Source organism: Pseudomonas sp. P7759, from assembly GCF_013386445.1.
Classification (GTDB): Bacteria; Pseudomonadota; Gammaproteobacteria; order Pseudomonadales; family Pseudomonadaceae; genus Aquipseudomonas; species Aquipseudomonas azotoformans_A.
Genome location: NZ_JACART010000015.1, coordinates 53264 through 75444, shown reverse-complemented (window position 1 = coordinate 75444; position 22181 = coordinate 53264). Strand labels below are relative to the sequence as shown.

At 58.6% G+C, this 22181-nt stretch carries 20 protein-coding genes; 13 read left to right on the top strand and 7 right to left on the bottom strand.

Annotated elements, in window-relative coordinates:
- Window positions 1-71: 71 nt before the first annotated feature.
- The 3 genes from HX823_RS14465 to HX823_RS14455 all read right to left on the bottom strand — a co-directional run bounded on the left by HX823_RS14465 (window position 72) and on the right by HX823_RS14455 (window position 5049).
- Window positions 72-350 (bottom strand): hypothetical protein, encoded by a 279-nt coding sequence (locus HX823_RS14465; protein ID WP_033898249.1) that lies wholly within the window; start codon window positions 348-350, stop codon window positions 72-74.
- Between the two features lie 136 nt (window positions 351-486).
- A complete protein-coding gene (locus tag HX823_RS14460; RefSeq protein ID WP_177075252.1) occupies window positions 487-3297 on the bottom strand; it encodes an FAD-binding and (Fe-S)-binding domain-containing protein in 2811 nt (936 codons plus the stop codon).
- A gap of 57 nt (window positions 3298-3354) precedes the next feature.
- Complete coding sequence (locus tag HX823_RS14455; protein WP_177075251.1) at window positions 3355-5049, bottom strand: lactate permease LctP family transporter; 1695 nt, start codon at window positions 5047-5049, stop codon at window positions 3355-3357.
- A 251-nt stretch (window positions 5050-5300) separates the two neighbouring features.
- On the opposite strand from HX823_RS14455, the gene HX823_RS14450 reads away from it, so the two are divergent.
- The gene (locus HX823_RS14450; RefSeq protein WP_038843795.1) at window positions 5301-6068 is read left to right on the top strand and encodes a GntR family transcriptional regulator; all 768 of its coding nucleotides are present in this window, start codon (window positions 5301-5303) and stop codon (window positions 6066-6068) included.
- A 36-nt stretch (window positions 6069-6104) separates the two neighbouring features.
- Here HX823_RS14450 and smpB read toward each other — a convergent pair whose 3' ends face one another.
- Window positions 6105-6587 (bottom strand): SsrA-binding protein SmpB, encoded by a 483-nt coding sequence (gene smpB / locus HX823_RS14445; protein ID WP_005791513.1) that lies wholly within the window; start codon window positions 6585-6587, stop codon window positions 6105-6107.
- A 167-nt stretch (window positions 6588-6754) separates the two neighbouring features.
- Between smpB and HX823_RS14440 the strand changes: the two genes are divergently transcribed.
- Complete coding sequence (locus HX823_RS14440; protein ID WP_005791512.1) at window positions 6755-7189, top strand: type II toxin-antitoxin system RatA family toxin; 435 nt, start codon at window positions 6755-6757, stop codon at window positions 7187-7189.
- Window positions 7182-7484 carry an RnfH family protein gene (locus HX823_RS14435; protein WP_177075250.1) on the top strand — a complete coding sequence of 101 codons (303 nt, stop codon included), beginning with the start codon at window positions 7182-7184 and terminating at the stop codon, window positions 7482-7484. Before HX823_RS14440 ends, HX823_RS14435 begins: the two co-directional genes overlap by 8 nt.
- 63 nt (window positions 7485-7547) lie before the next feature.
- Here the strand turns inward: HX823_RS14435 and HX823_RS14430 are convergent, their stop codons facing one another.
- A complete protein-coding gene (locus HX823_RS14430; RefSeq protein ID WP_016976810.1) occupies window positions 7548-8075 on the bottom strand; it encodes an outer membrane protein assembly factor BamE in 528 nt (175 codons plus the stop codon).
- 98 nt (window positions 8076-8173) lie between these two features.
- Here HX823_RS14430 and fur point away from each other — a divergent pair, with 98 nt between their 5' ends.
- A complete protein-coding gene (fur, locus tag HX823_RS14425; protein ID WP_003194220.1) occupies window positions 8174-8578 on the top strand; it encodes a ferric iron uptake transcriptional regulator in 405 nt (134 codons plus the stop codon).
- An 87-nt stretch (window positions 8579-8665) separates the two neighbouring features.
- Here the strand turns inward: fur and recN are convergent, their stop codons facing one another.
- Entirely contained in the window at window positions 8666-10339 is a 1674-nt protein-coding gene (recN, locus tag HX823_RS14420) for a DNA repair protein RecN (protein ID WP_038843799.1), read from the bottom strand.
- Between the two features lie 254 nt (window positions 10340-10593).
- On the opposite strand from recN, the gene grpE reads away from it, so the two are divergent.
- From grpE to HX823_RS14380, 8 genes are all read left to right on the top strand, one after another.
- Entirely contained in the window at window positions 10594-11154 is a 561-nt protein-coding gene (gene grpE, locus HX823_RS14415) for a nucleotide exchange factor GrpE (RefSeq protein WP_016976812.1), read from the top strand.
- A 102-nt stretch (window positions 11155-11256) separates the two neighbouring features.
- Window positions 11257-13173, top strand: coding sequence for a molecular chaperone DnaK (gene dnaK / locus HX823_RS14410; RefSeq protein WP_028617977.1), 1917 nt, complete (start codon window positions 11257-11259; stop codon window positions 13171-13173).
- A 318-nt stretch (window positions 13174-13491) separates the two neighbouring features.
- A complete protein-coding gene (dnaJ, locus tag HX823_RS14405; RefSeq protein ID WP_016976814.1) occupies window positions 13492-14616 on the top strand; it encodes a molecular chaperone DnaJ in 1125 nt (374 codons plus the stop codon).
- A gap of 10 nt (window positions 14617-14626) precedes the next feature.
- The gene (gene dapB / locus HX823_RS14400) at window positions 14627-15433 is read left to right on the top strand and encodes a 4-hydroxy-tetrahydrodipicolinate reductase (RefSeq protein ID WP_177075249.1); all 807 of its coding nucleotides are present in this window, start codon (window positions 14627-14629) and stop codon (window positions 15431-15433) included.
- Window positions 15434-15691: 258 nt separating this feature from the next.
- Entirely contained in the window at window positions 15692-16828 is a 1137-nt protein-coding gene (gene carA / locus HX823_RS14395; protein ID WP_033898257.1) for a glutamine-hydrolyzing carbamoyl-phosphate synthase small subunit, read from the top strand.
- A 105-nt stretch (window positions 16829-16933) separates the two neighbouring features.
- A complete protein-coding gene (gene carB / locus HX823_RS14390) occupies window positions 16934-20155 on the top strand; it encodes a carbamoyl-phosphate synthase large subunit (protein WP_038843804.1) in 3222 nt (1073 codons plus the stop codon).
- A complete protein-coding gene (gene greA / locus HX823_RS14385) occupies window positions 20152-20628 on the top strand; it encodes a transcription elongation factor GreA (protein WP_010206609.1) in 477 nt (158 codons plus the stop codon). The genes carB and greA overlap by 4 nt, the downstream gene beginning before the upstream one ends.
- Before the next feature lie 28 nt (window positions 20629-20656).
- On the top strand, window positions 20657-21061 hold the full coding sequence (locus HX823_RS14380; protein WP_038843806.1) for a hypothetical protein: 405 nt from the start codon (window positions 20657-20659) through the stop codon (window positions 21059-21061).
- Between the two features lie 9 nt (window positions 21062-21070).
- Here HX823_RS14380 and HX823_RS14375 read toward each other — a convergent pair whose 3' ends face one another.
- Window positions 21071-21379, bottom strand: coding sequence for a YhbY family RNA-binding protein (locus HX823_RS14375; RefSeq protein WP_010206607.1), 309 nt, complete (start codon window positions 21377-21379; stop codon window positions 21071-21073).
- Between the two features lie 106 nt (window positions 21380-21485).
- On the opposite strand from HX823_RS14375, the gene rlmE reads away from it, so the two are divergent.
- On the top strand, window positions 21486-22136 hold the full coding sequence (rlmE, locus tag HX823_RS14370; RefSeq protein WP_032862906.1) for a 23S rRNA (uridine(2552)-2'-O)-methyltransferase RlmE: 651 nt from the start codon (window positions 21486-21488) through the stop codon (window positions 22134-22136).
- The last annotated feature ends 45 nt before the right edge of the window (window positions 22137-22181 follow it).

The following is a 22181-nucleotide window of genomic DNA, read 5'->3' as shown; positions in this document are numbered from 1 at the left end:
AAGCCTTTGCAGTGTACGCCAAACCGTCACGGAAGGCCAACCCGAAGGTTGTCCTTCCGTGACTGATCGGGCTATTGGCCGCCTTTTTCGCTGTTCTGCAGGTCTTGCAGTGCCTTTGAGGTGATCTCGATGCACTTCTTGTCATCCCCAGCTGCGTGGGCGGCCTTGGCCGAGGACACGGCAGTGTCTATCTCGCCGCTTTTGCCGCTGGTGTCAGTGGCGAGCAGCGCTTTACCGTTGTTGATTTTGTCCAGGTTGATCTGGCACAGGTCTTTATCGCCCGCCGCAAAAGCAGGGGAAGCCAGCATCGCAGCGGTAATGAACAAGCCAGCAAGAGCGGAACGCTTCATAGGGTATCTCCTTGCGCAAAAGGGCTCGACGCTGCTGGCGTTCAACGGCTGCCAGCGACATCACTGATGAGCCTCGTTTGTCGAGGCCTATGCAGATGACTACGCCGGCGCGCAGGGGTTCTGTTTTTTTGCAGGATTAATGAGCGCGGGCTTGGGTGACTCGGTCAACCAGGTAGACCAACCCGTGATAATCAATACCGCCGTGCTGGCTCAAGCCGATCTCGCAAGTGCGGCTGGTGGAGATGCCTTCGCTGCAATATTGCACCGCTTCTTTTAGTGTGCGCAGTGAGTGGGCGTTGAGTTCCGGCGTGGTGAAGCCCTTGTCACCGGCAAACCCGCAACAATGAATGCCTTCCGGAATGACCACCGTGTTGGAGCAGCGCCGGGCCAGGTCGATCAGGGCCTGGCTTTCGCCCAGGTGTTGGGTGCTGCAGGTGACGTGCACGGCGATGGGTGCTTCCTGGGGCGTGAAGTCGAGGCGGTCCATCAGGTGGGTGCGGATAAACCGTACGGGGTCGTAAAGGTCCAGGCGCGTTTCGCCCAAGTCTTGCACCAGGCGCAGGGTGCAGGGGCTGGTGTCGCAGTAGATCGGGTCAAGCCCGCCACGGCTGGCGTGGAGCAGGGCGCCGATCAGTTCCTGGCGCTTGTGTTCGGCCTGTTCGGCGTAACCTTTGGAGGCGAAAGGCTGACCGCAGCACAGGCTGTCCTGATTGTCGGGGAACACGACTTGGTAACCGGCTTTTTCCAGCAGGCCACGGGTTTTGTCGTACAGCGACATTTGTTCTTTATCCCCCGCTGCCGGGCCCATGGCACGTGAAACGCAGGCGGCCAGGTAGACCACCCGTGGCCGTTCGTCCGTCACTGCCGGGCTGAAACGGATGGCTTTTTCCGGCTGCGGCATGGCGTTGGTCCACTGCGGGATTTGCCCCTTGGACAGCTGGGTCACGCGGGCCGATAGCTTCGTCAGACGCGGTGCGCCGAGCAGCATCCGAGCGCCATTGGCCACATGCAGGGTAAAACGCGCGCCTTGCAGGGCGGTGGAGAAGTGGGTGGCGAGCCACTCGGCGGTTTTCGTACGGTCGGCGTCGCGGCTGCGCAGTTTTTTCACCAGGTCGCCGGTATTGATTCCCACAGGGCAGCGTTGAGCGCAGAGGCCGGTCGCGGCGCAGGTGTCGATGCCCTGATAGTGATACGCAGCTTCCAACTCAGTGGTGTCGACACCGGCGCGTTTCTTCGCCTGAATGTCTCGCCAGATCACAATGCGCTGGCGCGGGCTCAAGGTCAGGCCTTTCGACGGGCACACTGGTTCGCAGAAGCCGCATTCAATGCACTTATCCACAAGCTCATCAGCGGCGGGTAGCGGCTTGAGGTGCTTGAGGTGGATTTGCGGGTCTTCGCTGAGCACCACGTCCGGGTTGAGGATGCCGTTGGGGTCGAGCAGGCGTTTGAGTTGCCACATCAATTGATAGGCGTCGCTGCCCCATTCCAGTTCCACGAACGGCGCCATATTGCGCCCGGTGCCGTGTTCGGCTTTAAGCGAACCTCCGAACTCCACCGCCACCAGTTGCGCTACGTCGTCCATGAACGCTTGGTAGCGTGTGACTTCTTCCGCGCTGTTGAAGCCTTGGGTGAACACGAAGTGCAGATTGCCTTCCAGCGCATGTCCGAAAAGGATCGCTTCGTCGTAGTGATGTTTGTCGAACAGTGCGATCAAACGATTGACGCCGATTGCCAGTTGCTCAACCGGGAAGGTCACGTCTTCGATGATCACGGTGGTGCCGGTTTTGCGCACGGCGCCGACGGCAGGGAAGGTGTCTTTGCGGATTGCCCACAGGCGCGCGTTCTCGGTGGGATCTTCGGTGAAATCGACCTGTTTTTCTACCGGGAATGAGGCCAGGGAGGCCATGATCAGCGTCAGTTGCTCATGCAACAAAGTCGATGATGCCGCGCGGGACTCGATCAACAGGGCGCAGGCATTTTCCGAAAGTTGCTGTACGAAAGCCGGCATGCCTGGCTTGTTTTGTACCGAGCGCATGCTGCGTCTGTCCAGCAGCTCCACGGCCGAGACTGGCTGGGTTTTGAGCACGGTGACCGCGTTGCAGCAGGTCTCGACATCGGGAAACACAATCAACGCCGAGGCTTTGTGCGGGTGGTCGATCACTGTGTCGTAGGTGACTGCACTGATAAAACCAAGGGTGCCCTCGGAACCCACCAGCAGATGGCTGAGGATATCCAGCGGTTCATCGAAATCCACCAGGGCATTGAGCGACAGCCCGGTGGTGTTTTTCAGACGGTACTTGTGGCGAATTTTGGCCGCTAATTCGGTATTTTCCCGCGTCTCGCGACCCAATGTCGCCAGCCGCTCAAGCAGTTTGCTGTGTTGTTCGCGAAACGCCTTAACGCTGGTGGCGTCTTCGGTATCCAAGCGGCTGCCGTCAGCCAGCACCAGGCGTATGCCGGCCAGGGTGTGGTAGGTGTTCTGCGCGGTGCCGCAGCACATGCCGCTGGCATTGTTGGCGACGATTCCGCCGATCTTGCAGGCGTTGATCGACGCCGGGTCCGGCCCGATCTTGCGCCCGAACGGCGCCAGCCACGCATTGGCCTGGGCGCCGATCACACCGGGTTGCAGGCGAATTTGCGTGCCTTGCCCGCGAATCTCGCGGCCATTCCAGTTGTCGCCCAGTACGATCAGTACCGAATCGCTGATGGCTTGCCCGGACAGGCTGGTGCCGGCGGCGCGGAAGGTCACCGGTATGTGGTCGCGTTGAGCCAGTTGCAGCAAGGCGACGACTTCGTCTTCTGACTCCACGCGGATCACCAGTTGTGGGATCAGTCGGTAAAAACTGGCATCGGTGCCGAAAGCGAGGGTGGAAAGTGGGTCGTCGAAACGTCGATCTTTCGGGATCAGTTGTGCGACGTCGCTCAGAAAGGCAGCAGGCAGGCTCATCGGTCCTCCAGAAATAGCTGACGCCGGAATCGTATCCGGCGGCATTACGTGCAGGTCTTAGTGCACCAGCATACCGGTGAACCAGTAGGCTTGGGCCAGGGTGATCAGCCCGACGATGGTGGCGAAGAACAGGCTGTGCTTGAGAGTAAAGCGGAACAGGTCGGACTCTTTGCCCACCAGGCCGGTAGCGGCGCACGCCACGGCGATGGATTGTGGCGAGATCATTTTGCCGGTGACGCCACCACTGGTATTTGCGGCGACCAGCAACGTGTCGTTGACGCCGATCTGATGCGCGGTGGTGGCTTGCAGCGAACTGAACAGGGCGTTGGACGAGGTATCAGAGCCCGTCAGGAAAACCCCCAGCCAGCCGAGGAAAGGCGAGAAGAACGGGAAGGCCGCGCCGGTACCGGCCAAAACCAGTGCCATGGTCGAGGACATGCCGGAGTAGTTGGTAACAAAGGCGAAGGCCAGCACCATCCCGATCGACAGGATCGGCCAGCGCAGTTCGTAGAAGGTCTCTTTTAAAGTGGTAAGACCAGTCTTGATGTCGATTTTCAGTACCAGCATCGAGACCAGCGCAGAGAAGAAAATCGCAGTGCCGGTCGCCGAAATCGGGTCCAGTTTGAACACGGCCGGGATCGCGGTGGGGTTGGTCACGATTGGCGCGACCTTGATCACCAGTTGATCCAGGTGCGGGATCGCGAAGTTGAACACCCAGCTGTACATCGAGCCGCCGGCGGCGAACATCGCCTTGAACGGCTTGAGGGTCCAGATAGTGACCAGCACGGTGAGAATCAGGAACGGCGACCAGGCCTTGAAAATCTGCCCGAGGCTGTAGGGCGAGACGATGGTGTTGCGTGGCAGGCCGAAGCCACCGGCGCTGGCAGTGACTGCGGCGCTGGAAGTAGCGCCAGCGATTTGTGCGCCTGCGGTGCGTTTTGGCTGCCAGACTTTCAGGAGCAGCGTCAGGGAAATCAGGCTGGCCAGGGCCGAGGTGATGTCCGGCAGTTCCGGGCCGATGAAGTTGGAGGTGAAGTACTGGGTGATGGCAAAGCTCAAACCGGCGACCAGCGCAGCCGGCCAGGTTTCACGTACGCCACGCACGCCGTCCATCATGAACACCAGCCAGAACGGCACGAACAGCGACAGCAGCGGCAGTTGGCGGCCGGTCATGGCGCCGATCTTGAATGCGTCGATGCCGGTCACCTGGCCTGCAACGATAATCGGGATGCCCAGCGCACCAAAGGCTACGGGAGCGGTGTTGGCAATCAGGCACAGGCCTGCGGCGTACAGCGGGTTAAAACCCAGGCCGACCAGCAGTGCCGCGGTGATCGCCACAGGCGCGCCGAAACCGGCCGCACCTTCGAGGAAGGCGCCGAAGCAGAAGCCGATCAGCAGCACTTGCAGACGTTGGTCGTCAGTGATCGACAGGACCGAGCTGCGGATGATCTCGAACTGGCCGCTTTTGACTGTGAGTTTGTAGAGGAACACCGCCGCGACGATGATCCAGGCGATGGGCCACAGGCCGTAGGCAAAACCGTAACCGGCGGCGGCCAGTGCCATGTCCACGGGCATCTGGAAGGCGAAGATCGCTACCAATATCGACAGCGCCAGGGTGATGCTGCCGGCCACATGGCCTTTGAGGCGAAATACGGCCAGGGCAAGGAAGAAGAATACGATCGGAATAACGGCCGCCAATGCGGACAGGCCGAGGCTGCCGAGTGGGCTGTAGAGCTGTTGCCAGGTTTGCATAGTGGGGTGGCCCCTGATTGTTGTTGTTTGGTCAGCTTGGATAATTGGTATTACCAATTTACAATCGCTGTGGGCTAGAGTAAAAGCCTTGGCGGGGGTGTGTCAATTTGCCGCCCGCGAAACTTTGGTCGTAAGTGAGTGGGCAGGGTGTGCTGATCGGCTGAAATGAGGGCGTTCTGATAGGTGCTGCAAGCGCTGTGATAGGCGAGAATAGAGGCCCGGCGCGTGGTCGGGATGGTGGGGAGTAAGTGATGGGGTTTGATCAGGTGCGTCAGCGCCGTTTGTCCGATGACATCGTCGAGCAGCTTGAGGGCATGATCCTTGAGGGCACGCTGAAGTCGGGCGAGCGCTTGCCGGCCGAACGCGCGTTGGCTGAGCAATTCGGGGTGTCGCGACCTTCTTTGCGCGAAGCAATCCAGAAACTGTCAGCCAAAGGTTTACTCGTCAGCCGCCAGGGCGGTGGTAACTACGTGGCCGAATCCTTGGGTTCCACGTTCAGTGATCCGCTGTTGCACCTGTTGGAGAACAACCCCGAGGCTCAGCGTGATCTGCTGGAGTTCCGTCAAACCCTTGAGGCCTCTTGCGCCTACTACGCTGCGTTGCGCGCGACGGAGGTTGATCGCGAGCGGCTTACGGCGGCCTTCGAAGCACTACAGGATTGCTACACCCGGTCCGATGAGGTGAGTCGGGCCGAGGAGGGCGCGGCGGATGCGCGGTTTCACTTGGCTATTGCCGAGGCCAGCCATAACGCCGTGTTGCTGCACACCATTCGCGGTCTATTCGATTTGCTGAAGCGTAACGTGGTGACCAACATCGGCGGCATGTATCAGCAGCGAACGGAAACCCGCGACATGCTGATCAGTCAGCATCGGGATCTGTACCTGGCGATTATCGAGGGGCGGGCGGAGCAGGCGCGGGATGTCTCAACACGTCACCTGCTGTATGTGCAGGAAGTGTTGGAAGAAGTGCGTCAGGAAGTTCAGCGCGTGGCGCGTGCGGAGCGGCGCAAGGGGATGTAGCCAAGGGCGACTCCCAAGGCTACATCACAGCAAGGATCAGTCTTCCTTGCCCTTATTGCGCACGGCGCGATGCAGTTCGCGATTGGAGTCGCGTTCACGCTCGGTATCGCGCTTGTCGTATTCCTTCTTGCCCTTGCCCAAGGCGATCTCGCACTTGACCAGGTGCTTGCTCCAGTACCAGGACAGGCAGACGCAGGCATAGCCCTTCTGCTGTACGGCGGCAGCGAGCTTTTCCAGTTCGCGGGCATTGAGCAGCAGCTTACGCGTGCGCACCGGATCGGCAATCACGTGGGTGCTCGCGGTGGTCAGCGGGGTGATATGACTGCCAAGCAGCCATGCCTCGCCGTCCTTGAGCAGTACATAACTGTCGACCAGTTGCAGCTTGCTGGCACGCAGACTCTTTACTTCCCAGCCGGCCAGGACCAGACCAGCCTCGAACCGATGTTCGATGAAGTAATCGTGTCGCGCCTTTTTATTTTGCGCGATGGTCCCTGTAGGGTGTTTCTTTTGTTTAGCCATAGGGGCGGCATTATAGGGAGTTGCGAGGCTGTCGGCTACGGTCAACCTGCGTGCTTGAGCGTGTTGGACGAATCCCGGACAATGCGGGCAGTTATCTGGTTTTTTTCTTTCGCGGATCGGGCTCTTCTTTCGCGATGTTTTGCCTCAGCAGTGGAAATAACGCACACATGACGACGCATATTCAACGTTCGGCGCTGCTGCCCTATCCGGCACAGGCGCTCTATGACCTGGTCAACGACGTGGCGCGTTACCCGGAATTCCTGCCGTGGTGCTCAACGGCCGAGGTGCTGGAAAGCAGTGATGAGCACATGGTCGCTAGTGTCGGGGTGGCGAAGGGCGGCCTGAGCCAGCATTTTGTGACGCGCAATGTGCTGGTGCCTGGGAAATCCATTGAAATGAATTTGCAGGAGGGACCTTTCACTCAGTTGCATGGAGTGTGGGTTTTCAAGGCGCTGACGGACAAGGCCTGCAAGATCAGCCTGGATCTTTCCTTTGATTACGCCGGGCCTATCGTGCGCGCGACGCTGGGGCCTTTGTTCAATCAGGCGGCCAATACCCTGGTGGATGCATTCTGTCAGCGAGCCAAGCAACTGCATGGTTGAGATTGAAGTGGTGTACGCCGCCGTGGATCGCCAGATGCTGCTGGCGGTCACGGTGCCGGCTGGCACCAGCCTGCGCATGGCGGTAAAGGCATCGGGCATCGCAGCGCACTTTCCCGAGTTGGATCTGGCTGATTGCGCTTTGGGTATATTCGGCAAGGTGGTCGCGGACGCTGAAGTGCGTAGTGTGCAGGCGGGTGATCGCATTGAGATTTACCGCCCCTTGCTGGCAGACCCTAAAGAAATACGCAGGTTGCGCGCAGCCAAGGCGGCGCTGACCAAGCAGCAGAACTCCTAGGTCGGCCAAATGGCAGGCAACAAAAAGCCCGGCATGCCGGGCTTTTTGTTGAGCTCCGCACACTTACTGCGGGCTGGTGTCCAGAGGTTGTGGCGTTGGGACGGGGACCGTTTCCACGCCATCGACGTCTTTCTGGATCTTGTCGAGCAGAGAGCCTGGCTTGGCCGGTACTTCGGATTTCGGCTTCTCGCCTTCCTGCGCAGGCGCAGTGACGTTGGTGCCGTTGTCCTTGCCGAGCAAGGCTTCATCACGGCTCACGCCGGGCATGAAGTCACCGGACAGGCTGACAAGCTGGTCATTGCCATTGAAAATGACGCTGACGCGCTCCTGTTGGCGTTCACCGCCACCAGGCTGGAGGCTGTAGAGATAATCCCAGCGATCGGCATGGAAAGTGTCGGTCAGCAGGGGGTTACCCATGATAAACCGTACTTGCCGTCGGGTCATTCCGGGGCGTAACTGGTCTATCATGTCCTGCGTGACGACATTGCCCTGCTGGATGTCGATTTTGTAAACCCCGGGGAATGAACAACCGGCGAGTGCGAGCAGTCCCACAAAGGTGAAACTGGTTAGCAAGAGCTTGGTGTTTTGCATCGGTGGGCGACTTCCACTATCTTGGCTGGGACAACGTAAACGCCGATCATACCCGTATTAAGAGAAGCTGCGAAGCAGCATCCGCGAGAAAGCTAACCATGGTTGAAAATAGCGAACTACGCAAAGCCGGTCTCAAAGTGACTCTGCCACGAGTCAAGATTCTACAAATGCTCGATTCTGCTGAGCAGCGTCACATGAGTGCCGAGGATGTCTACAAGGCGCTGATGGAGTCTAACGAGGACGTCGGCCTGGCCACGGTTTACCGTGTACTGACCCAGTTTGAAGCCGCAGGGCTGGTGGTTCGTCATAATTTCGACGGCGGTCATGCAGTATTTGAACTGGCTGACGGTGGTCATCACGACCACATGGTTGACCTGGATACCAATGAGGTTATCGAGTTCACCAGCCCGGAAATCGAAGCGCTGCAGCACAAGATTGCTGAGGAACATGGCTTCGATCTGGTTGACCATAATCTGGTCCTGTACATCCGTAAGAAAAAGTAACAAGCGCTGCAGATTTTCTCTGCAAAACGATCGAAGGCGACCTCAGGGTCGCCTTCGTGCTTTCTATAATGAAGGAAAACTGCCCGGTCAGGCCTTTGCTGCCACGACCATTTTCTTCGCATGCGCCAACGACTCCTTGGTCAAGTCGATCCCGCCAAGCATGCGCGCCACTTCTTCAACGCGTTCCGACTTATTCAACTTGGACACGGCTGTGTGTGTGGCATCGCTGCCGCGTACCTTGTGTACAAACAGGTGTTGATGCCCCTGGGCCGCCACTTGCGGCAAGTGGGTGACTGTCAGCACCTGGCCTCTATCCCCCAGGCGTCGCAACAACTGGCCAACAATTTCTGCCGTCGGCCCACCAATCCCCACATCAACTTCGTCAAACACCAGCGTTGGCACCCGAGAGGTTTGCGCAGTGATCACCTGGATGGCCAGGCTGATGCGCGACAGCTCACCGCCGGAGGCCACTTTTGCCAGCGCTTTGAGCGGCTGCCCAGGGTTGGCGCTGACCAGTAGCTCGACCTGCTCCAGCCCGTGGGGCTGCAGTTCGTTACTGGCGTTGGTGCGCAATTCAATGGTAAAGCGCCCGCCAGGCATGCCCAGGCGTTGGATCTCTAGTTCCACTGCGTTGGCTAGGCTCGTCGCTGCTTGCTGGCGCAAGTCGCTGAGTTCGCGCGCCTTCTCCTGATAGTGGCGAGCGAAAGAGGCAAGCTCGTCGCCCAGGCGCTCGATGGATTCATCGTTGGCGTTCAGGGTCTCGATTTCATCCAGCAGCTTTTGCTGCATCGTCGCCACTTCGGTGGGCTGGATGCGATGTTTGCGCGCCAGGGTATAGATGGTGTCGAGGCGTTCTTCTATCTCCTGCAGGCGCGCCGGGTCGGCATCGAAGTGGTCCAGGAAGCGATTCAACTCGCCGACGGCTTCCTCTACTTGAATCTGTGCGCTGGTCAGCAAGGTGGTGGCCTCGCTCAACGAGCCGGAGGCGCTGTTCACGCTAGAGAGGCGATTGAGGCTGGCGGTCAGTGCATTGAGCACATTGCCGGAGTCACTCTCACTGCATTGCTCCACCACCTGGCGGCAAATGCCCAGCAGGGTTTCCGCGTTGGTGAGGTTCTTGTGTTCCTGCTCAAGCTGCTCCAGTTCGGTCTCGCCCAGGCCCAGGCTTTCCAGCTCTTCGAGCTGATAGCTGAGCAATTGGTGGCGAGCACGTTGCTCATCGCCGGAGTTGGAGAGTCGCTCCAGTTCCTGGCGAGTCTGGCGCCAGCGCTGGGCGGCGAGTTGCACCTGGCGGGCCAGGTCTGTGGCGCCGGCGTACTCATCGAGCAGGCGGCGATGGGTATCGGTTTTCAGCAGGGACTGATGTTCATGCTGGCTGTGGATATCGATCAACAGTTCGCCCAGGGCCTTTAAATCGCCAAGCGGGCAGGGCGTACCGTTGATATACCCGCGTGAGCGGCCTTCCGCCGTGATGACCCGTCGCAAGATGCACGGGCCTTCATTATTAAGGTCGCGTTCGGCCAGCCAGGCCTCAGCCTCGGGAATATCCGCCAGGTCGAAGGTGGCCAGGATGTCGGCCTTGTCCGCGCCGGGGCGCACCACGCCACTGTCAGCGCGATCACCCAGGGTCAAGCCCAGAGCGTCGAGCATGATCGACTTGCCGGCGCCGGTTTCGCCTGTGATTACGCTCATCCCGCGATCCAGTTCGAGATCCAGGTGTTCAACGATGGCGTAGTTATGTACGGACAGGTGCACGAGCATGACGGCCGCTCCCAGGCTTTAGGTCTGGTTATTTATACAGTGTTTTGTCCGGCGCTGACAATCCTGGTGCTTAGCTCGATTTGCTTGAATCTGGATATTTTTAAGCGCAACCAGGAATGACCACGCAGGAATTGATGAAGGTCAGTCGAAAGACTTTTGGTAACGCCTGCGCCCTTGAACCTGGAAATTGTGGCCCCATATACCGGAACAGAAGCGCGAGTTGAGTTCGCGCATGATTTTGAAAGGAGAAAACTATGGCTGACGAACAGACGCAGGATACGCAAACTCCAGACGCCAATTCGGCTGTCGGCGATGAGCTGGCGACTCGTGTGCAAGTGCTCGAAGAGCAATTGGCCGCTGCGCAGGACCAGTCTTTGCGTGTTGCCGCTGATCTGCAGAACGTCCGCCGCCGTGCCGAGCAGGATGTAGAAAAGGCTCACAAATTCGCGTTGGAAAAATTCGCCAATGACTTGCTGCCGATTATCGACAGCCTGGAGCGTGGCCTTGAATTGTCCAACCCGGACGACGAAAACATCCGCCCGATGCGCGAAGGGATCGAACTGACCCTGAAAATGTTCCAGGACACCCTGAAGCGTTATCAGTTGGAAGCGATCGATCCACAAGGCGGCGAGCCGTTCAACGCTGAGCATCACCAAGCCATGGCCATGCAGGAAAGCCATGACCTGGAGCCAAACAGCGTGCTCAAAACGTTCCAGAAGGGTTATCTGCTCAATGGTCGCCTGCTGCGCCCGGCGATGGTCGTCGTGAGCAAGGCGCCTGCACCGGTTTCGCCTTCTATTGATGAGCAGGCTTGAAATACGCTGCAAAGCCCCCATCTATAAGTCAAGCGTTTAAGTGCTACCGCAGTTAGCCACCACTGCTGCGGCAACCAAATTCAAGTTTCGGGAGAGTAAATCATGGGCAAAATTATCGGTATCGACCTGGGGACCACCAACTCCTGTGTCTCCGTCATGGAAAACGGCAAAGCCAAAGTAATCGAAAACGCCGAAGGCGCGCGTACCACGCCGTCGATCATTGCTTACGCAAATGATGGCGAGATCCTCGTTGGTCAGTCGGCCAAGCGTCAGGCTGTGACCAACCCGCACAACACCCTGTACGCGGTAAAGCGTCTGATCGGTCGTAAGTTCGACGAAGAAGTCGTACAGAAAGACATCAAGATGGTGCCTTACAAAATCGCCAAGGCTGACAACGGTGACGCCTGGGTTGAAGTAAATGGCAACAAAATGTCGGCACCGCAGATCTCGGCTGAAGTCTTGAAAAAGATGAAGAAGACCGCCGAAGACTACCTGGGTGAAGCTGTGACCGAAGCGGTGATCACCGTTCCGGCTTACTTCAACGACAGCCAGCGCCAGGCGACCAAAGACGCCGGCCGCATCGCGGGCCTGGACGTAAAACGTATCATCAACGAACCTACCGCAGCTGCCTTGGCTTACGGTATGGACAAGGCCAAAGGCGACCACACTGTGATCGTTTATGACCTGGGCGGTGGTACGTTCGACGTGTCGGTCATCGAGATCGCTGAAGTTGACGGCGAGCACCAGTTCGAAGTGTTGGCCACCAACGGTGACACTTTCCTGGGCGGTGAAGACTTTGACATTCGTCTGATCGATTACCTCGTTGACGAATTCAAGAAAGAAAGCGGCATGAACCTCAAGGGTGATCCGCTGGCGATGCAGCGCCTGAAAGAAGCTGCCGAGAAAGCCAAGATCGAGCTGTCCTCGAGCATGTCGACCGACGTGAACCTGCCGTACATCACTGCAGATGCCACCGGTCCTAAGCACTTGAACGTGAAGATTTCTCGCGCCAAGTTGGAAGCGCTGGTTGAAGACCTGGTTCAGCGCACCATCGAACCTTGCCGCATCGCGCTGAAAGACGCCGGTATCGACGTTGGTTCCATCAACGACGTGATCCTGGTGGGCGGTCAGACCCGTATGCCACTGGTTCAGCAGAAAGTGACCGAGTTCTTCGGTAAAGAAGCACGTAAAGACGTGAACCCGGACGAAGCGGTTGCCATGGGTGCTGCCATCCAGGGTGCGGTATTGGCCGGCGACGTGAAAGACGTGCTGCTGTTGGACGTCAGCCCGCTGACCCTGGGTATCGAAACCATGGGCGGCGTGATGACCGCGCTGATCGAGAAAAACACCACGATTCCTACCAAGAAATCGCAAGTGTTCTCGACTGCCGATGACAACCAAGGCGCTGTGACCATTCACGTGCTGCAAGGTGAGCGTAAGCAGGCTGCTCAGAACAAGTCCCTGGGCAAGTTCGACCTGGCCGAGATTCCACCAGCACCACGTGGCGTGCCACAAATCGAAGTGACCTTCGACATCGACGCCAACGGCATCCTGCACGTCGGCGCGAAAGACAAGGCAACTGGCAAAGAGCAGAAGATCACCATCAAGGCCAACTCCGGTCTGTCTGATGAAGAAATTCAACAGATGATCCGTGATGCTGAAGCCAACGCTGATGCGGATGCCAAGTTTGCCGAACTGGCTGGCGCCCGTAACCAGGGTGATGCACTGGTTCACTCGACACGCAAAATGGTCGCTGATGCCGGCGATAAAGTGACTGCTGAAGAGAAGACTGCAATCGAAGCTGCTGTGGTTGCCCTGGAAGCCGCTGTCAAAGGCGACGACAAGGCCGCTATCGAAGCCAAGATCGAAGAGCTGTCGAAAGTCTCCGCTCCAGTGGCGCAGAAAATGTACGCCGAACAAGGTCAGCCAGCTGACGGTGCTGCGCAACAGGCTGAGCCTGAAGCCAAGCACGACGACGTTGTCGATGCCGAGTTCGAAGAAGTCAAAGACCAGAAGTAAGTTGGTCGCCCGGTTGACCGCTATCAAGCGGTGACTGGTAGGATGTCGCCGCGCGGGAGCTTGCTCCCGCGTTGGCGTGTCTGGGGTATGCGAATTTTTACAGCATGCGACAGCGTTCGGATGCTGGCGGTGTGATCGGGAATGCTCCTGCTTTCCGAGCAGTAAATACCGCATTTTTGGCCGGGTACCTGGCTAAAAGTAGTAATGACCAGGATCGTTGAATTGACGTGAGTTGGGTCCGGGCCTGTATTGGGGCTCAACGAGTTTGGCAAGGCTCAGGAGGGTCTGGCTGAACGTCCTATAAGAGTGCAAAGACTTATGGCAAAGCGTGACTATTACGAAGTGTTGGGTGTGGAGCGCGGCTCCAGCGAGGCGGACCTGAAGAAGGCCTACCGTCGCCTGGCGATGAAGCACCACCCGGACCGTAATCCGGATAGCAAAGAATCCGAAGAAATGTTCAAAGAGGCCAACGAGGCCTACGAATGTCTGTCTGATCCCAACAAGCGCGCGGCCTACGACCAGTATGGCCATGCCGGTGTCGATCCGAGCATGGGTGGCGGCGGTGCCGGGTTTGGCGGTCAGAACTTCTCCGATATCTTCGGTGACGTGTTCAGCGACTTCTTCGGTGGTGGCCGCGGTGGTCAGCGTGGCGGCGCCCAGCGTGGCAGCGATTTGCGCTACACCCTGGAATTGAACCTGGAAGAAGCCGTGCGCGGCACCAGCGTCAATATCCGTGTGCCGACGCTGGTCAACTGCAAACCGTGCGATGGTTCGGGGGCCAAAAAAGGCTCTTCGCCGATTACCTGCCCTACCTGTGGCGGTATTGGCCAGGTGCGCATGCAGCAAGGCTTCTTCTCGGTGCAGCAGACCTGCCCGCGCTGCCATGGCCAGGGCAAGATCATTTCCGATCCGTGCGACTCGTGCCACGGCGAAGGTCGTGTCGAAGAGTACAAAACCCTTTCGGTGAAAGTGCCGGCGGGCGTGGACACCGGTGATCGCATTCGTCTGTCGGGTGAAGGCGAGGCCGGTACTCAAGGCGGTCCGACGGGCGACCTGTACGTGGTGATCAATGTGCGTGAGCACTCGATCTTCCAGCGTGACGGCAAGCACCTGTTCTGCGAAGTGCCGATCAGTTTTGTCGATGCAGCCTTGGGCGGCGAGCTGGAAATTCCGACCCTCGACGGTCGGGTCAAGCTCAAGATCCCTGAAGGCACCCAGACCGGCAAGCAGTTCCGTATCCGTGGCAAAGGCGTTGCGCCAGTGCGCGGTGGCGGTGCTGGCGACCTGATGTGCCGTGTGGCGGTAGAGACTCCGGTCAACTTGAACCGCCGTCAGCGCGAATTGCTTGAAGAGTTCCGCAGCTCGATGGAGGGTGACGACTCTCACTCTCCGAAGACTGCGGGCTTTTTCGATGGCGTGAAGCGCTTCTTCGGCGACCTGTAAGGAATTGAGTATGCGACGTATAGCCGTAATGGGCGCTGCCGGGCGCATGGGCAAGACGCTGGTCGAGGCGGTGCAGCAGCGCTCGCCGGCTTCCGGGCTGACCGCTGCGATCGTTCGTCCGGGCAGCACGTTGATTGGTGCGGATGCCGGCGAGTTGGCCTCGTTGGGGCGCATCGGTGTGTCGTTGTCCGGCAATCTGGAGCAGGTGGCGGACGAGTTCGACGTGCTGATCGACTTCACTCTGCCGGACGTGATGCTGAAAAACCTGGCCTTCTGCCGCAAGGCGGGCAAGGCCATGGTGATCGGCACCACGGGTTTGACGGCTGAGCAGAAGCAGTTGTTGGTGGAAGCGGGCAAAGATATTCCTGTCGTCTTCGCTGCCAACTTCAGTGTCGGTGTGAACCTGTCGCTCAAGCTGCTGGATCTGGCTGCTCGCGTGCTGGGGGATGAGGCGGATATCGAGATCATCGAGACTCATCATCGCCACAAGATCGATGCGCCGTCGGGCACCGCGCTGCGCATGGGTGAGGCGATTGCCGATGCGCTGGGCCGAGATCTGTCGAAAGTGGCGGTGTACGGTCGCGAAGGCCATACCGGTGCGCGTGCGCGTGACACCATTGGTTTTGCGACGGTGCGTGGCGGCGATGTAGTGGGTGATCACACCGTGTTGTTCGCCACTGAAGGTGAGCGCCTGGAAATCACGCACAAAGCCTCCAGTCGTATGACGTTTGCCAAGGGCGCGGTACGTGCTGCGCTCTGGTTGGAAGGTCGTACGTCTGGTCTGTACGACATGCGCGATGTGCTGGATCTGCACTGATCAGTAGCTAAAACGGGGCCTCAAGCTTATGCTTAGGCCCCGTTTTTACCCGCTAAGCGACGTCCTGTCGCATTCCCCTGCCTTTAAGGCTCATTAGCGGTGGACCAAAAAAGCCTTTTTCTGTAAGCTACAGCTTTAGTGTGTTCACTAAAAGCGCGCAGAATAATTCAGTGAATAAGCGGAGTGACGTGTCCATACGTCACTCCGCTTTTTTACACCTGCGATCGCCCTTTCAGGCTTTATTTACGGGAGGTCTTCTTGACTAAGCCAGCCATACTCGCCCTTGCTGATGGCAGCATTTTTCGCGGCGAAGCCATTGGAGCCGACGGTCAGACCGTTGGAGAGGTGGTGTTTAACACTGCCATGACCGGCTATCAGGAAATCCTTACCGATCCTTCCTACGCCCAACAGATCGTTACCCTGACCTATCCGCACATCGGCAATACCGGTACTACACCGGAAGACGTCGAGTCTGATTGCGTCTGGTCGGCCGGTCTGGTGATTCGTGACCTGCCACTGGTCGCGAGCAACTGGCGTAACACGATGTCGCTGTCCGATTACCTGAAAGCCAACAATGTTGTGGCGATCGCCGGTATCGATACGCGCCGCCTCACGCGCATCCTGCGTGAAAAAGGCTCGCAGAACGGCTGCATCATGGTCGGTGACAATATCTCCGAAGAGGCGGCGATTGCCGCAGCGCAAGGTTTCCCAGGCCTGAAGGGCATGGACCTGGCGAAAGTCGTCAGCGTCAAAGAGAAGTACGAGTGGCGCTCCACTGTCTGGGACTTGAAGACCGACAGCCATGCGACCATCGAAGCTGCTGACCTGCCTTACCACGTTGTGGCCTACGACTACGGCGTCAAGTACAACATCCTGCGCATGCTGGTCGAACGTGGCTGCCGCGTGACCGTGGTGCCGGCGCAAACGCCTGCCAGCGACGTACTCGCCTTGCAGCCGGACGGCGTGTTCCTGTCCAACGGCCCGGGTGACCCTGAGCCATGCGACTATGCCATCCAGGCGATCAAGGACGTGCTGGAAACCGAGATTCCGGTATTCGGTATCTGCCTCGGTCACCAACTGCTGGCCCTGGCCTCCGGCGCCAAGACTCTGAAAATGGGTCACGGCCACCACGGTGCCAACCACCCGGTACAGGACCTGGACACTGGCGTCGTGATGATCACCAGCCAGAACCACGGTTTTGCGGTAGATGAAGCCACCCTGCCGAGCAACGTGCGCGCCATTCACAAGTCGCTGTTCGACGGTTCCCTGCAGGGCATCGAGCGCACCGACAAGAGCGCGTTCAGCTTCCAGGGCCACCCTGAAGCGAGCCCAGGCCCGAACGACGTAGCGCCGCTGTTCGACCGTTTCATCAATGAGATGGCCAAGCGACGCTGACTGAGCGGCCTGCGGGCGGCCCCGGATTCCGGTGGCCCCCGCGGGCTCATCAAAGATTGTTCAAGACGGCTTGCCGACTGACCTGCGGATTTGAGTGACAAACCCATGCCAAAACGTACAGACATAAAAAGCATCCTGATTCTCGGCGCTGGCCCGATCGTGATCGGCCAGGCCTGCGAATTCGACTACTCTGGCGCCCAGGCCTGTAAAGCCCTGCGCGAAGAGGGTTACCGCGTCATCCTGGTGAACTCCAACCCGGCCACCATCATGACCGACCCGGACATGGCTGACGCCACCTACATCGAGCCGATCAAGTGGCAGACCGTTGCCAAGATCATCGAGAAAGAGCGTCCGGACGCGCTGCTGCCAACCATGGGTGGTCAAACAGCTCTGAACTGCGCCCTGGACCTGGAGCGCGAAGGCGTCCTGGAGAAATTCGGCGTAGAAATGATCGGCGCCAATGCCGACACCATCGACAAGGCCGAAGACCGTTCGCGCTTTGACAAGGCGATGAAGTCCATCGGCCTGGACTGCCCGCGCTCGGGCATCGCCCACAGCATGGAAGAAGCCAACGCAGTGCTCGAGAAGCTGGGCTTCCCGTGCATCATCCGTCCTTCCTTCACCATGGGCGGGACCGGTGGCGGTATCGCTTACAACCGTGAAGAGTTCGAAGAAATCTGCTCTCGTGGCCTGGACCTGTCGCCGACCAAAGAGCTGCTGATTGACGAGTCCCTGATCGGCTGGAAAGAGTATGAGATGGAGGTTGTCCGCGATAAAAAGGACAACTGCATCATCGTCTGCTCCATCGAAAACTTCGATCCGATGGGCGTGCACACCGGTGACTCGATCACCGTTGCTCCGGCGCAGACCCTGACGGACAAGGAATACCAGATCATGCGTAACGCCTCGCTGGCGGTACTGCGTGAAATCGGCGTGGAAACCGGCGGTTCCAACGTTCAGTTCGGTATCTGCCCGGACACTGGCCGTATGGTCGTGATCGAGATGAATCCGCGTGTATCGCGTTCTTCGGCGCTGGCATCGAAAGCTACTGGCTTCCCGATTGCGCGTATCGCTGCCAAGTTGGCGATCGGCTATACCCTGGACGAGCTGCAGAACGAAATCACCGGCGGCGCTACTCCGGCGTCCTTCGAACCGTCGATCGACTACGTCGTCACTAAGCTGCCACGTTTCGCTTTCGAGAAATTCCCGAAAGCCGACGCACGCCTGACCACTCAAATGAAGTCGGTGGGTGAAGTCATGGCCATCGGCCGGACCTTCCAGGAATCCCTGCAGAAAGCCCTGCGTGGTCTGGAAGTGGGCGTTTGTGGCCTGGACGAGAAGCTCGACCTGAGCAACCCGGAAAGCATGAGCATCCTCAAGCGCGAACTGACCGTGCCGGGCGCCGAGCGCATCTGGTACGTGGCTGACGCGTTCCGCGCCGGCCTGTCGGTCGAAGACATCTTCGGCATGAACATGATCGACCCGTGGTTCCTGGTGCAGATCGAAGACCTGATCAAGGAAGAAGAGAAGGTCAAGACCCTGGGTCTTGCCAGTATTGACCGCGACTTGATGTTCAAGCTCAAGCGCAAAGGTTTCTCCGACATGCGTCTGGCCAAGTTGCTGGGTGTGACCGAGAAAGCGTTGCGTCGCCACCGCCACAAGCTGGAGATCTTCCCGGTCTACAAGCGCGTTGACACCTGCGCGGCCGAGTTCGCCACCGACACCGCCTACATGTACTCAACCTACGAGGAAGAGTGCGAAGCCGCGCCGTCGGGCCGCGACAAGATCATGATCCTCGGCGGTGGCCCAAACCGTATCGGCCAGGGTATCGAGTTCGACTACTGCTGCGTACACGCGGCATTGGCCCTGCGCGAAGACGGTTACGAGACCATCATGGTCAACTGCAACCCGGAAACCGTTTCCACCGACTACGACACCTCCGATCGCCTGTATTTCGAGCCAGTGACCCTGGAAGACGTGCTGGAAATCTGCCGGGTCGAGAAGCCGAAGGGCGTGATCGTCCAGTACGGCGGCCAGACCCCGCTGAAACTGGCGCGTGCCCTGGAAGAAGCCGGCGTGCCGATTATCGGCACCAGCCCAGACGCGATCGACCGTGCAGAAGACCGTGAACGCTTCCAGCAAATGGTTGAACGCCTGAACCTGCGCCAGCCGCCAAACGCCACCGTGCGCAGCGAAGACGAAGCTATCCGTGCAGCCAGCAAGATTGGCTATCCGCTGGTGGTGCGTCCGTCCTACGTACTGGGCGGCCGCGCGATGGAAATCGTCTACGAAGAAGAAGAACTCAAGCGCTACCTGCGTGATGCGGTGAAAGTGTCCAACGACAGCCCGGTGCTGCTCGACCACTTCCTCAACTGCGCCATTGAGATGGACGTGGATGCAGTGTGTGACGGTACCGACGTGGTGATCGGCGCGATCATGCAACACATCGAACAGGCGGGCGTTCACTCCGGTGACTCCGCTTGCTCGCTGCCGCCGTACTCGCTGCCGGCGCACATCCAGGACGAGATGCGCGAACAGGTCAAGAAAATGGCCCTGGAGTTGGGCGTGGTCGGCCTGATGAACGTACAGTTGGCGCTGCAAGGCGAAGACATCTACGTCATCGAAGTCAACCCGCGTGCTTCGCGTACCGTGCCATTCGTTTCCAAGTGCATCGGTGTGTCCCTGGCCATGATCGCTGCCCGCGTGATGGCCGGTAAGACCCTGAAGGAAATTGGCTTCACCAAGGAAATCATTCCTAACTTCTACAGCGTGAAAGAGGCGGTGTTCCCGTTCGCCAAATTCCCTGGTGTGGACCCGATCCTGGGCCCAGAGATGAAGTCCACCGGTGAAGTAATGGGCGTGGGCGATACCTTCGGTGAGGCCTTCGCCAAAGCCCAGATGGGTGCCAGCGAAGTGCTGCCGACTGGCGGTACTGCGTTCATCAGCGTGCGTGATGATGACAAGCCACTGGTTGCAGGCGTGGCCCGTGATCTGATCAACTTGGGCTTCGAAGTCGTGGCCACTGCCGGGACCGCCAAGCTGATCGAGGCTGCCGGCCTGAAAGTGCGTCGCGTGAACAAGGTGACGGAAGGCCGTCCGCACGTGGTCGACATGATCAAGAATGACGAAGTCACCCTGATCATCAACACCACCGAAGGTCGCCAGTCGATCGCGGACTCCTACTCCATTCGCCGTAACGCCTTGCAGCACAAGATCTACTGCACCACCACCATTGCTGCTGGCGAAGCCATCTGCGAAGCGCTCAAGTTCGGTCCGGAAAAGACCGTGCGTCGCTTGCAGGATCTACACGCAGGATTGAAGGCATGACCAAATACCCAATGACCGTCCAGGGCTTCAAGGCCCTGGAAGAGGAGCACGCCCATCTGACCAAGGTCGTCCGTCCAAAGCTGAGCCAGGACATCGGTACGGCCCGCGAGCTGGGTGACTTGAAGGAAAACGCCGAATACCACGCTGCTCGCGAGCAGCAAGGTATGGTCGAGGCGCGGATCCGTGACATCGAAGGCCGCCTGCAGAACTCGGTGGTCATCGACGTGACGACCATTCCGAAGACCGGCAAGGTGATTTTCGGCACGACCGTGGAAATCGCCAACGTCGAGACGGACGAAAGCGTGGTCTACCACATCGTTGGCGAAGATGAGGCTGACTTCAAACTCGGCAAGATCTCTGTCGGTTCTCCGCTGGCCCGCGCCTTGATTGCCAAGGAAGAGGGTGATGTGGTGTCTGTCAAAACGCCGGGCGGCGTGACCGAGTACGAGATTGTTGAAGTTCGTCACGTCTGAAAGACGGCGCCCGCTTCGTGCGGGCGCCATGCTTTGGCAACTCTCCCAGATGCTTTGGGTGGGCGGCCTGTGGTTGCTGCACATTGGCGTGTTGCCGGCGCTGGGCCTGATAGGCCTGGCACCGTTGCTGATCGATGAGATCGATGGATTACTCAGTGCGTTGCTGGTGGGTTTTGCGGCGGCGTGCGTGACGCTCCAGGCGTTGGTGCTGGTCAAGGCTGAAGGCTTGGGAAGTTTGTGGCGGGATATTCGCGGGCAACTGCTGTTGATGGCGCTGTATGCGTGTGCAATGTATTGCATGGTGCATGTCTGGCTGCCGGAAGCGTTGCGCTGGCAGCTATTCAGCTATCTTGTGCTAGGGTTTTCCGGTCTGGTGCTGGTGATGCAGCCGGCGCCAGGTTGGAGTGGCAGGGCGCGCGAAGCACGCCCGTGACCCTTTTTATTACTTGAAGCGGTGTACGTTCGACAGTTGCTTGTTGACGCTGAAGTTCTTGCGATACAGCAGCGCCATCTTGCCGATGACCTGGACCAGGTCCGCTTTGCCTACCTTGCACAGTTCTGCAATGGCAGCCAGGCGCGCTTCGCGGTCAAGGATGTTGACCTTGATCTTGATCAGTTCATGATCGTTCAGCGCACGTTCGAATTCGGCTAACACACCTTCAGTCAAACCGTTATCTGCCACAATCAGAACTGGTTTCAGATGGTGGCCAATGGATTTGTACTGTTTCTTCTGCTCTTGAGTGAGCGGCATAATCTGACCCCTGCGTCTGATCTTGTAAAAAGCGGCGGCCAGTTTACCCGAGCGAGTCCGGGACCGCCCAGTTAATCACGACCCGTTTTATTTTTCGAGGTGGCCCGTGGCCCGTTCCAAAACCAGCCTTAAGTGGCTACAAGAACATTTCAACGATCCTTACGTCAAAAAGGCGCAAAAGGACGGCTACCGTTCCCGGGCCAGCTACAAGCTGTTGGAGATCCAGGACAAGGACAAACTGATTCGTCCAGGCATGAGCGTAATTGATCTGGGGGCCGCCCCAGGTGGCTGGTCCCAGGTGACCAGTCGTCTGATTGGCGGGCAGGGCCGCTTGATCGCTTCCGATATCCTGGAAATGGACAGCATCCCGGATGTGACCTTTGTTCATGGTGATTTCACTCAGGATGCCGTACTCGCCCAGATCCTCGAGGCTGTGGGAAATTCGCAGGTAGACCTTGTGATTTCCGACATGGCCCCCAATATGAGTGGATTACCGGCCGTTGATATGCCGCGCGCAATGTTCCTATGTGAACTGGCGCTGGATTTGGCGGGTCGGGTTTTGCGTCCTGGTGGTGATTTTCTGGTGAAAGTCTTCCAGGGCGAGGGTTTCGACGAGTACCACAAGAACATCCGCAAGCTGTTCGACAAGGTGCAAACGCGTAAGCCTGACTCTTCCCGGGACAGGTCGCGGGAGCAGTACCTGCTGTGCCGCGGCTTCCGCGGGGTTGAAGGCGCTGCGAGTGAAGAGCGTTTTTGAGGAATTGGAGGAGGGCGATAGGTTTTTTTATATCGCTTTCGTCAC